The organism is Bradyrhizobium sp. 137 (assembly GCF_023074095.1).
Taxonomy (GTDB): Bacteria; Pseudomonadota; Alphaproteobacteria; order Rhizobiales; family Xanthobacteraceae; genus Bradyrhizobium.
The window spans coordinates 1-11,959 of the sequence record NZ_JADPKU010000121.1; the positions used below are offsets into that span (position 1 = coordinate 1).

General features: G+C 57.7%; 8 protein-coding genes. 3 read left to right on the forward strand and 5 right to left on the reverse strand.

The window, feature by feature from the left end; translation table 11 throughout:
- Positions 1 to 792 precede the first annotated feature (792 nt).
- From IVA78_RS30475 to IVA78_RS30495, 5 genes are all read right to left on the reverse strand, one after another.
- Positions 793 to 1,083 (reverse strand): hypothetical protein, encoded by a 291-nt coding sequence (locus IVA78_RS30475; protein ID WP_247460136.1) that lies wholly within the window; start codon positions 1,081 to 1,083, stop codon positions 793 to 795.
- Between the two features lie 1,271 nt (positions 1,084 to 2,354).
- The gene (locus IVA78_RS30480; protein ID WP_247420882.1) at positions 2,355 to 3,383 is read right to left on the reverse strand and encodes an LLM class flavin-dependent oxidoreductase; all 1,029 of its coding nucleotides are present in this window, start codon (positions 3,381 to 3,383) and stop codon (positions 2,355 to 2,357) included.
- Between the two features lie 210 nt (positions 3,384 to 3,593).
- A complete protein-coding gene (gene hisC / locus IVA78_RS30485; RefSeq protein WP_247469141.1) occupies positions 3,594 to 4,670 on the reverse strand; it encodes a histidinol-phosphate transaminase in 1,077 nt (358 codons plus the stop codon).
- Positions 4,671 to 6,035: 1,365 nt separating this feature from the next.
- The gene (locus IVA78_RS30490) at positions 6,036 to 6,755 is read right to left on the reverse strand and encodes a MerR family transcriptional regulator (protein ID WP_247333180.1); all 720 of its coding nucleotides are present in this window, start codon (positions 6,753 to 6,755) and stop codon (positions 6,036 to 6,038) included.
- Positions 6,756 to 9,131: 2,376 nt separating this feature from the next.
- The gene (locus tag IVA78_RS30495; protein ID WP_247281308.1) at positions 9,132 to 10,076 is read right to left on the reverse strand and encodes a LysR family transcriptional regulator; all 945 of its coding nucleotides are present in this window, start codon (positions 10,074 to 10,076) and stop codon (positions 9,132 to 9,134) included.
- 442 nt (positions 10,077 to 10,518) lie between these two features.
- Between IVA78_RS30495 and IVA78_RS30500 the strand changes: the two genes are divergently transcribed.
- The 3 genes from IVA78_RS30500 to IVA78_RS30510 form a co-directional block, all read left to right on the forward strand.
- Positions 10,519 to 10,935 carry a response regulator gene (locus IVA78_RS30500; RefSeq protein ID WP_247281338.1) on the forward strand — a complete coding sequence of 139 codons (417 nt, stop codon included), beginning with the start codon at positions 10,519 to 10,521 and terminating at the stop codon, positions 10,933 to 10,935.
- Positions 10,932 to 11,564, forward strand: a complete 633-nt coding sequence (locus IVA78_RS30505) for a NodA family N-acyltransferase (RefSeq protein WP_247281309.1) — start codon at positions 10,932 to 10,934, stop codon at positions 11,562 to 11,564. Before IVA78_RS30500 ends, IVA78_RS30505 begins: the two co-directional genes overlap by 4 nt.
- Positions 11,561 to 11,959, forward strand: a 399-nt coding sequence (locus IVA78_RS30510; RefSeq protein ID WP_247469139.1) for a polysaccharide deacetylase family protein, incomplete at its 3' end; no start/stop codon positions are given. The genes IVA78_RS30505 and IVA78_RS30510, both read left to right, overlap by 4 nt.

The following is an 11,959-nucleotide window of genomic DNA, read 5'->3' on the forward strand; positions in this document are numbered from 1 at the left end:
CGCCTTCGCCGACGCGGCGAGGGCCTCCTTGGTCCAAGTCCCATACGGCGCACGCATGTGCCGCGGCCACGAGGCCGCATCGAAAACACTCCAGTTCCCTGTTGACTCGCAAAGGGCTCACCGCGCGCCACCGGACAGATGCACGTCAAGCGCGGCCATCCGGGATCAGATAGCTGGCGGTTAGCTATGTGGATTTGGAGAATATTGGTAAAACTATTGTTTTGATGCGAAGTATCCGCGCTGTGGATGGGCCAAGAGGGATCCATCAAAACTGATTGCGTGAGCCGATCCTCTTGAGTCAATTGATCAGGCGCATGCCGAAGAATGGCTCAGCATGCGACCGTCCATTCGGTGAAGGTCCTAGCCAGGCATCGAAGCCATCTCGGGAACGCGAATCATGATGCTTGAGCTGGATCAACTCAAGCGCTGCTTCCCACGAGCAGAGTCGAGCCTACGCCGCTGCCTAATGACGACACCTGGCCGGTCCTTTCGATGATCAAGTTACAGAGCTGAGGGGGGACTCGCACATTGGCTTGAAGCAGCGGACCATTAAAGATGGCCAGAGAAGGCTGGTTCGGGATGCTCGAGAAAAACAGCCTGCAGCATTTCGGCAGCTGCGCACCCAAGCTTGCTCCATTCCCGTCAGCTTCATAGCTGCTCAGGAGCTCAATCGAAGCCGCTCGGCTAACCAACGCTGCACAGCAAAGTGTCCGGGCAAGCGCTCGCTGGAGCGGGGCATGGATCAATGCATCTTGGGATGAGCGCTGCAGATACCGACTCCTTAAAAGGTCCTTAGGGCGGCGCGGTTCTGGTCATGAACATTTTCATTGCAAAGTCGAGCGACCTGTATGCTCGATCGCGGACCGCCTGAGGCAAACCAGGAGTTGCGTCAATCGCAGTGCGCGCGTCGCTCATAATCTTATCTTTTGCGGAAAGAAGCTTTGCATCTAGTATTACATGAAGCGTCTCTCGAACTTCAGGTGAGATCGAGCTGTCGCCATCGATCAATTCTCGAAGTTTCCAAAACATACGCTCGACTGCTACCATCGACCCGAGGACTGACATCAGTCTTGGTGACATCATTGGCTATCTCCTTCTCCAGCCAGATTCTGGCGACCATCCGAGCGAAATCAGACCTGTCCCCTTTGACACCGGCGCGCGAGGCGACCCTGAACAGGCGAGTGACTGGGATACATGTCCGCTGCTACGCCCCAGCGGGCGTGAGACGGACGTTCAAGATATGCTCAGGGGAACTCACAAAGTGTGCGATTTGCGAGCAAGGCACTTATCTTTCCTGTGCTCCAGGCCGTAACCCGGTAGCGTGCGGTGGCTCACGTGCAAAACTGACATGGAGGGCGTGCGCCGCTTCCATTTGCCACAATACATGCAGCGGCATCGGAGTTGGACTCTTCTGCCACGCATCCGTGCTCTTCCGCTTTCTCACTCGGATCGCTCTGTTGACGAGGCCGAATTGAGTGAGTGATCCCGGTCACGCAAAGGTGGTCATCCGATATCCCGGTGCTCGGGCGCCCACCCGTTTTGTGATTGCGTGGGTGCATCGAGATCGAGCCTCCCGATCTGGCGATGGTGTGTTGGTCGTGCGCCACGTCGACCTCGATCGATTCTCCATCGGCTGTCCGGCCGAGCTCAGAAAAGCTAGCAACTGAAACGCGCAGATCATTTCCATGTCCTGGATTCCCGATCTCGGATTGGTTCATTTCGTCTGTCTTATTGTCCTCGCCACTGCACGGCTATGCTGTGCAAACCCTGCATTTCACCCACCAGCGGCCACCGCGCTTCTCCGCGCGCAACTTGCCGCGGCGGATCCGAGAGAGCACGCCTCCGGGGCTTATGTGGTTCATCGCTGCGAATCGCTGAACGGTGAGGTAGTCCTCATGCAGAGGTGGAGGGGTGCTAATTCCGTGCGCAGCCAGCAGAATGCGCAGCGAAGCCAACTCCGCCAGCACGATCTCGAGCTTACGCGCGATCTCCTCCGTCTGGTCGGAGCGCTGCCGGGACCGCGTCACGACAGGCCCGCCCGTGCGATAAGCCGCATCTTGGATTCGTGTGGAATGCGATCGACGAACTGGCGCGCCAAAGCGGGATGAGCGTGAGCCAACTCACCTGTCCAAGCAAACCACTGCTCGGGCAATGTCAACGCGCGCAAATGGGAGACAGGGCATTTATTGCCGTTGTTTGGTGATGTAGTCGAAAGGTGTCTCATGCGCGTAAGAGCCATTTGAACCATAAGAACGGCCTGACAAATGCATCCGGCTGCGGTGCTCATGGGCCTCGGTGTTGCCATTTATTGCCTGGTCAAGGACGAACTTATTGGAATCTCTGTTGGCTCACCGTCAGTGCTCTGCCGCTATGAGCTCGGAGTGAATCGCAGTTGCTGTGTTGAGGCAGGCATCCAGTGACAGAGATCCAAAGGCGAGCTGGCAAAGGAGATAGTTGGCGCCTGCTTCTTCCACATGATCGAGCAGAGTTTGGCGCACCGAAGCGCGCGTTCCGACGACGCACAGTTCACTGTCAATTGCGGCATCCAAGGTTAGGGGCAGGTTGGATGGAGGCGGGATGTCATTGAGCTCGTACAGGAACTTAAAGCTCTTGAGCCATGTTTCGTAGGCTGGCGCGGCGAGGGAGCGGGCGGCTGCTTCAGAGCTGGCAATTACGATCATGCGGAGTAATGCGAGAAATGGTGCTGAACCGTTGGCGTCATGCTTGGCGTTTTGATGAGCGCGATAGCGATCTGTTACCTTGCGAACGGCAGAAGAGGGCCCCATGCACGCCAGATTAGCGCCATTCGCCGCCGCCCAATGCGCGGACTCTGGCCGATTTGTAGCAATCCATGTCGGGGGACAAGGACGCTGGTGAGGTGAAAGCGTCAAAGGAACGTCGCTCAGCGCAAAATGTTGCCCTTCGTACGAGAGCGGGCCGCCATTCATCGCGTTAACGAAGATTTGGGAAGCTTCCTCGTAACGGCTTGAGGCAACATCGGCTCCAACCCCAAAATAACTCAGTTCGATCGGTAGGGAGCCGCGACCAAGACCGACCTCGACCCTGCCGCTGCTCAGGTGATCCAACATGCAGATCTCCTCGAATGCCCGCAACGGGTGGTAGAGGTTGAGCAGCATGACCAATGGACCAACGCGAAGTCGCCGTGTGCGTTGTATGACGCTTGACAGAAACAAGTTCGGCGATGGACCGCGTCCATGGGGGGTGCAATGATGCTCCGCCAGATGATAGGCATAGAAACCGAGCTGGTCGTAGGCCTCCGCCAGCGCGAGGCGGTCCGCGTATTGCCGGGCGATATCGGGGCCGTCCTCGTCAAGATGATCAAAGATGCCGCAGGTCAGGTTTGAGGGAAGAACGTTTCTCACTCAGTTATCTCCTATAGAGAGGACCGAAGTCCTCCGGGTTTTGGAAGAGGCGCTCGCTGGCACTGCGGTGCATATGCTGCGAAGCCGTTCTCAACAGCTCGCAATGCGCCGATCGGACAAAAACTGACTCCGGCTGTGTCGCGAAGCTTCATCATGTGTGGGTCCGGATCGATGACGAACGGGGATCTGTGACCTGAGTGGAAGGGGGCACTAGCCACGGCATCCCAATTTCTTAAGAATGCTGCCGACAGCCGCAAGAAACGCATCCATCTGGCGCGTTGTACCGATGCTAACCCGAATGCACTCTTGCAGGCCGGCATCCGGAAAGAAGGCAACGAGGACGCTCTGGTCTTGCAACGCCGCCTGCCACCACCTGCCACCCTGGCCTACCGGCACACGGGCGAGGAGGAAGTTCGCGTGGGAAGGCGTTACGGAGAACCCAAATTCCGAGAGCGCGGCCGCTACGCGCTGACGCTCAAGCCTTACGTGGCGATGGTTCTCCTCGTAGGCGTCGCGATGCGCAAGGACGCTCATGCCTACGGCATGAGCGACCACATTCATGTTGAAAACATTCTGGATGTTGCGAAGCCGCCCAATCAGCTCGGGATGGCCGAAACCGAAGCCGACGCGAATGCCAGCGGCGGAATAACTCTTGGAAAACGTGCGCAGGACCAGAAGATTCGAATGGCGCTCAACGAGGCGTAGGCCGTCCTCAGGTGCGAAATCGACGTAAGCTTCGTCCAGTACGATCAATCGGTCAGATCGTATAACGAGGCGCTCGATCTCAGCGAGCGGAACAAAGCTTCCGGTCGGATTGTTCGGATTGGCCAGCAGAATGAACTTGGCATGTTTAGCCGGACCGAAAAGCAGCTCGTCCATCGGCAAGCAGTCGGGTTCAGACCAGGGAATTTCAATGAACCGGGCCCCTTGCAACATGGCAAGCTTGCGATTGAATGAGAAGCCGGGCGACATCATTGCGATGCCGTCGCCCGGGGCAAGAAAGGCTCTGTAAATGAGACTGAGGAGTTCAGACGATCCATTGCCAGCCATCACGCGATCAGTGGCAATCCCATAGGCCGCTGCCGCCGCTTGTCTCAAGCTGACATTGTCGTCTTCTGGATAGCGGTATTGCACCTCAAGAGCTGCAATTGCGCTTCGCATCACGATGGCTGGCAAAGGAAATGGGTTCTCATTCGTGTTCAGTTTCACGCAAGTATTATCCAGGGTGGGTCGCCCGGACGGCAGAGCATCCAATTCGCGAGCCACCGGCGAGAGCGAGGAAAGCATAGTTTGCAGTTTTGCATCCAATTTGGTGTTCTCCCTTTTGTCGGCGAGAGCAGTTGACGGCCTTCATCGAGCCTACGTGATGCGCGCGCTGTGTTCGGAGCCGGGAAGCGCAAGGCGTGCATGAATGTGAGGGGTGGGGTGCCATAGGCGGGCTCAGATCTAAGCGCCGCACTGGATCAGAGCCCGTCTCAAAGTCCGGCAGCGATCAGCACGGATCAGGCGGCGCGCGGCGTTATTCCACCGAATACCTGTTTCACGAGGGGAGGCAACGCCACGTCCACTCGGCCGAACAGCGCTGCTAACGCTTGGCTTGAACTCGCATAATCCGCAGACAGACTGCGCACGACTGACATCTTGCCACAAGCTACGTTCCTTCTAAAGAGGTCCTGGCAGCTCACTCCCGAGAGCGAGGTGCGCATCAGTTTCACTAGCTGGAAGAAGTCACCGATGTTTGTCGGCCTTACGAATGTGGAAGTGATGCTCACTCTAGTGGCACCAGGCGAATGGGAACGTACTCTTCGGGCGGCCGTTCGGGCGTGCACGACAGCTTTGATAGCATTGCCGCGAGGGCGAGAAATGCTGCGACTGCGGCGACTGCGACGCACGTGAGCAGCGCGTAATCGCTATGTCGAGGATGGTTCATCATTCGAACGCTCCGTGCGGTGTTGGTGCGGGCGGTCAGGTCTGCGCGACCGCTTCGATGGTATTGTCGCGCCAGCGGTAAACAATGAACCCAGAAGCGGCATTGTCTCCCTTCGAGTCGAATCGAACCGTGGCAATGGCCGTGTCGATTGAGCCCGAAGTAGGACCGCAGCGACCCGCGCGGCATCGAAGTGCCCGTCCGTTTGACCGAGCCTGCCCATGCTTGAACTGCGGCATCTAGAGCGTGCAACCTGCGTTAGATAGGCTCGTACCCTTGAGCTTGGCGATAGCGGCTGCCCCTGCAGCATTCGTCGTCGAGGCCGGCATAAAGGTAAAGAGCGTGCCGTTTGCGCAGTCGCCAGCAATGGCCAAAGACGATCATCTACCGACTTGTTCTCGCCCAGCGCTCTCACCGGGAATTTCCGAAAGTGATGCCGATCATTGGAGTCTCCGTCGGCCTAGCCGGCGCTCTCGGTCGCCCCGCCGCTGCGTCGATGCTTTTAGAAGGTACAATGTGACGCTACGTGCGAATCAAGTACTTCGAAGGGTGCTCGTCGAGGTTGATTGCCAAAATCCACAGTGCGAAGAACCCCAAAGAGTGCCGACAACGCAGATTCGCAGGCGAATTGCTACGGGCCAACGATCCTCAGTCAGAGAAGGATCAGCATCACTTCATTGGGTTTAGAGACATTGCAATAACCGAGTCGCGGGCAACCGCGTGCGTCAACTCTTTCCCAGCTGGTCCTCCAGCGCGGCGAGGGCGAGATCCAGGTATCGCATGAGGCTCGCATCCCAGCCGGCGAGATTGTGTGGTTCGGTCAATCGCGTCAGCACCTTAAGTATCATCGAGACAGTCGAGTCAACTCCTGCGATCTCAGTCAGCAGCGAACGGGCCTGACGCGCGACCGCATTTGCCCGCTCACTGCATGGAGGCTCGCCCCGATCCATGCAGCTACGTAGCTCGTCCCGAATCTTCCGCCACCGATCTTCGCGGCTAGCGTTAGAGGCGCACGTGCAGATGGCCGAGGGGGTACGCTCCTCAATCCGCGACATTGCATCTAACGTGGCCGGCAGCTCGTCGACACTGACTTCTGTCTCACCTTGCGTCGTCATATTGCGCAATCGATCCCGTAATAGTGTCGCCCGCGCGACTTGAACTTCGATTCGCTCCAGATGGTTGCGCAATAGGTCCGTGAGAGATGTCCGCCCCTCGATGGCTTTGCGGATCTCAGGAAGCGAGAAGCCGAGCTCACGTAGCGCGCGAATCTGAGAGACGCGTTGTAGGCTTTCTCGATCGTACATGCGGTGACCGCCATCGGTACGTTCCGAGACCGTCAACAACCCGGTATGTTCGTAGTGATGCAGAGTGCGTACCGTTACGCCGGTCGCCTCTGCAAGTTCTCCAATGCGCCATCGGCGCCGTCGTGGTGTGGCGTTTGTCATGGTCCTCAATTTGCAAGCCTACAACCTGACGTCACGTGAGAATCAAGTTATTTCAATGATCTAGATGATGGTCTCTTGCTGCGAACCCCCGGGAGGACTGAGCGCATGCTGTTGATCAAGCGGCCGAGACAAGCGCAAGCATCAAGTTCGCCAGCGACGCCAATTCGTCCCTCGCTGCGCGTTGCATCACAAGTCTGGCGATCGCCACGCGATTCTCGCTGGTTCGCATGCATGTCGGTAAAGACGCGATTGCTCGATCAAAAAGGTTTCCCAAGCTCGCGAGATCCTCCGGATCGTAGACTCCGCTCGGCTTATCCAAGAGTAAGCTCCTTTGATTGTCGCACCGGCGCCGCACGTGACGAAGCCGTTTGGCTGTGGTGGGGCAAAAAGGAGACGGAGCGGCGACGTGCGCGAAAGAATGTGACAGGACGTTCGTGTGGTGCCGTTGTGCAACACGGCGTTTGCTTCCCTTTTGTCCAACACTGCCCTAACCGAAACTGTGCAATTTCTGCTGGATGCTGCCGCAGCAGTGGGCCATCTGCTGTCTGATCGCCAGGCGAAGCGAAAGCAGATACATGCAGCCCCGCTTGCTCTTGAGACACGGCTTCACGAACGGCGGCCCGGACACAGTACTGATCTGATCAGATGGGCCTCTTTCGGTCGAATCCTTGCTTTGATGTCTATCGTCGAGCCGGCGTTGATTGGTCAATCATCGCAGATCAGTCTTACCACCACATCGTGACGCGGCCGCCCGCTCGGCGCCTAACAGCATTTTCGACACGATGCTAGTCCTGTTGAGATGGCTTTGCCGGCGCGAAGGCGTTGTTCGCGCATGGCAACATCGGGTTTTGGAATGCCACAAAATGATGGCTGCTCTTCAACGGCGCAAGTCCGCGACCCAAAGCGTCGGTAGAATGAGAGAAGGCGGGCCGCAAAACCATTCCCGGCATGTATCTCAACGCAAGCGCACCTCGCGCGGCTGGCGAAACGTTACTCGCGATTGAGGACCGAGCCTTGAAGGATCGCTCCGTATCCGTTGGACCTGGAGGCGCTCAAAACAGGTCAACAGGCCCCGGGCGCCGCGCGGCCGCGCCGGGAAAACAATGACGTGCCATAGCTCCTACAGCAATAACTCGCATATCCAGACGTGAGCCGGATCAGTGTTGGGCAGCACAGTCCAGCTGTCGCGGGTAATGGCTTGCTCGTCCAGAAGCTCACTCACTTTCATCCTCGAACAGTATCGCTTTGGTCTGCGAGCGCTGGACATAGATGCTTTGGGTAAGATAGGCAAATCATGTTACCGCACCGAAGTAGCTCTTCGGGGACAGCGGTGAGGGGCCGCAACTCGGGGCTAACGGCGGCGGCATCCCGCGCGCCACGCGCCACGACACTTTCGAAAAGAACACGACTGTCGCGAGATCCGAAAGGATGACCCTGCACCCACGATCCGATGTGGCTGGATTGACCATGTCGCCCGAAACGAGCAAAAGCTGTAGGTGGAGCAGGGCTTGGCGAATGGGAGCGACGAGCCCTTCCGTGCGCCGGACATTGGCACAGTTGCCGTCCTCTCATCATAAACACTCATCCCCCAAGCACGCGCGCAGCGGGACAATGCCGCGAGCTCACGGCGGGTGGATCCAGGTTGATCCTGCGGCCAGCGAGTTTGCGGTTGCGCTCCGTCATGCGGGATCGAGTATAAGAGTAAGACAAGCCGTTGAGATGACGTGTCTCAACCTCCATGCCAACCTTGCGCAGACCTCTCACTTGCAGGTTCCGCTCTCCCGAGTTACGCCAGCTCGCGTTGCGCTTTCCGGACGCGACTGTGGACAGCGTTGGCGTTCGGCAGAACAAGTTGGTTCGACGCGAACGAGCCGGCATCGACCCTGTGGGGCGGCCCGCCAAGAGGCGTTTAGCTACTGACGAGCTTCGGCATTACTGCTGCTATCGCCGGGACAGTGCGGCAAGGAGAATGCCCAACGGCAGGCGAAGAGCGGTGCGGGTGCGCTAGCAGTGTCCACGTTTGCAGCCTCGATCGCAGGTCTTGGTCTACAACCTGACGCGGTGTACGATTCAAGGGATTTTAGTGCCGAGGCCGGATCTCGTTCACCTGACTGGCCGGATCATTTCGCGAGCTCTGAGCTCAGCTCATGTAGAACAGCGCGACGCAGCCCGTCGGACCAGCGGAAAGTCATTGCGGAGCGCCGCCGAACGAGCTGTATGACGCGCAAGATCGTCACGCCAGCGCGAGATCAATAGCGCCGCCGACCCGATCAAACTACGCTCAAGCGCGCCAATCCGAACACCAGCGAGGACCGGTGCTTCGAGCCTGGCGTAGATCTGGTTAACGAAGAGTAGGTCGCAAACGGCCGAACAATCCTAGAACGGGCCGTGACATTGGTTGGTCTCGGACGGAGAGACCATCATGGATGCCTCTTGCAAGAACATGTTGCGCATCCAAATGCTTGCGGGATCAGTATTATGAATGGCCGGCCATTGGACGGCCTCGGTGAATGTGAGAAGTCGCAGCGGAGGTTCGATGACCCGCAGGGGCATCGTGTTTGCGAAATGGCTGACCAATCTTGAGGGCATGCTCGCTATACGGTTGGTGCCCAATAACATAGGCGGAATCATACCAAAACCCTGCACAGCGACCTCAGTGCGTATCTTGAAACCATGCTCGAGCAAGAGCCATTCGTGGAAGGAGGGCCTCAGGGAGCGCCCGAACTGGGCTTCCACGTGCCCGATCGACATGTACTTCTCGAACGTAAGTCGCGGCGCCAGCTGCTTGTTCATCGGGCAGCCCACGCAAACGAAAGTGTCCTCGAACAGTGCCGCCTTGGGATGCGCACTCGACATGAACATCTCCGGGTACATGAGGAAATCGACTTCACCGCGCCGGAGAAGTTCATCGGGTTCCTCTACGGGCGGCAGCAACTCGAAATTGATTGTCGGAGCTTCCCGCGCGACGCGGTCCACGATTCGTCGAAGAAACACGACAGTCATGAAGTCGGACAGGATGATCCTGAATCGCCGATTCGATTGAGACGGAGTGAAGCCGTCCGGAGAAATGATGGAGAGCTGAATGTGAGCGAGAGCCTCGCGAATCGGGACTGCGAGCGCTTGAGCCCGCGGCGTTGGGACAAGCTTCCGGCCCCTCATCGTGAATAGCTCATCGCGAAAGTAAGTGCGAAGCCGCGCGACGGCAGCACTCATGGCAGGTTGACTGAGGTTGATGCTTCTTGCCGCCGCAGTGAGATTGCCTTGCGTCACCAGGGCGTCGAACGCGACGAGGAGATTCAGATCGAGTCCCTTGAAACGCATAATCTTGAGTGATCCACCGTATGAATGTGTTCTATCGATACAATCGATTTTACCATTTGTACCGAATGAGGATAGCAAAGGATAGTTTAGCGAGATGTCAGATCTATCAGAATGGTTACAAATCGTAGCGCGTCTCAGCCCAGCGCCAGGGATCGATCAAGACATCTGGACCGTGCGGTCGCAGTTTCGCGCGTGTTGCGCAAGTCATATCTCGGCGAGCTAGCACGGTGGGGATCCGCAGATGTGCGTGGGCGTATAGGACGAGCAAACCATCGTATGGCTTCGCCAACCCATTCTATACCGGCAGTGTACCGCCGTAGAATTGAGCGAACGCTCAACCTGGCCGTAGATTTCCCTCCAGTTGGACCGCTTCGGTTGCGGGTGCCAAATGTGTTTTGGTCGCATCCGATTGCGTCCTTGCTGCGGAGAAATCGTGCGGAACATGCAAGCGAAGGCGTCCCTGGCGAATCTGATGCGAGTTGCGCACACGCTCGACGTCGTATCCATTGTGAATGCAGATCGGTCAGTGCGTGAAGCTCTGACAGATATGGTGTTTTCCGCGGGTTACGTACCCGAACCCTTCGAGAGCGCAGACGAGTTCTTAAAATCGGGCCGCCGTTTGATCACGTCGTGCTTGATCGCGGACATGCAGTCGAGCGGGATGAGTGGCTTTGAGCTTTTCCATCATCTTGCTGCATCCGGAGGCGCGCTTCCCACCGTTCTGCTCACAGACAACTCCGAAGAGGATATGAGGCGAGTTCTGCAAGCTGGACTCCAGTTCTTGAGCAAGCCTTTCCAGCGTAGCGAACTGCTGGCCTGCGTCAGGAGTCAGATAATGAATAGGAATTTCTCTCTATGAAAATGATCGCGCCCGAATCCAGACGAGGTGTTTCGGCGCGCCCTCCAGTTCGTTGGAGGCTGTGCTGGGAGAATGAGCTTCAACTTGCTGACCATATTGAATTGTCCGACTTCTTCCGGAAGACCTATGGTCCGACCGGGGCATTCAATGCAAAGCCCTTTGAAGATCATCGAAGCTGGGCCGGCGCAAGGCCTGAGATTCGGGCAATCGGCTATGATGATCGTGGCGTCGCGATTCACATCGGCGCACTGCGCCGCTTCATAAAAGTTGGTGAGGTCGATCTGCTTGTGGCTGAACTCGGATTGTACGGGGTACGCCCGGATCTCGAGGGGCTCGGCATCAGCCACTCTATCCGCGTGATGTATCCGGTATTGCGAGATCTTGGGGTGCCATTCGGCTTTGGCACGGTCCGATCCGCCCTGCAGAAACATATTACCCGGCTGCTCGGGCGACAGGGATTGGCGACTGTTTTGCCAGGGCTCAGTGTCCGGTCCACTCGTTCGGATATCTATCTCACTGTGCCTCCGACGCGCGTGGAGGACGTGGTCGTCCTCGTTCTGCCGATTGCGAGGCCAATGACCGAATGGCCGGCCGGTGAGATGATTGAACGAAACGGGCCGGAACTGTGACGTCCGCAGACGACGAGACTGAAGCGCGGAGCGACTACTCCGACGGAGAGCACTGCGTCTATCTGACATTTGATGATGGGCCCAACCCGCATTGCACGCCGGCCATCCTGGATGTGCTGGCGCAGCATCGGGCCCCCGCCACCTTCTGCGTGATCGGTGCATATGCAGCGGGTCAGCCGGAGCTGATCCAGCGCATCATTGCAGAAGGGCACGAAATCGCAAACCACACAATGACGCACCCGGATTTATCCAAATGCATGCCGGATGAGGTGAAATACGAGATCCTCACGACGAACAAGATGATCGGAATGGCCTGCCCCCGAGCCTCTGTGCGGCACATGCGTGCGCCGTATGGGACTTGGACCAAGGAGGCCCTCGCCGCGTCGGCGAAGGCC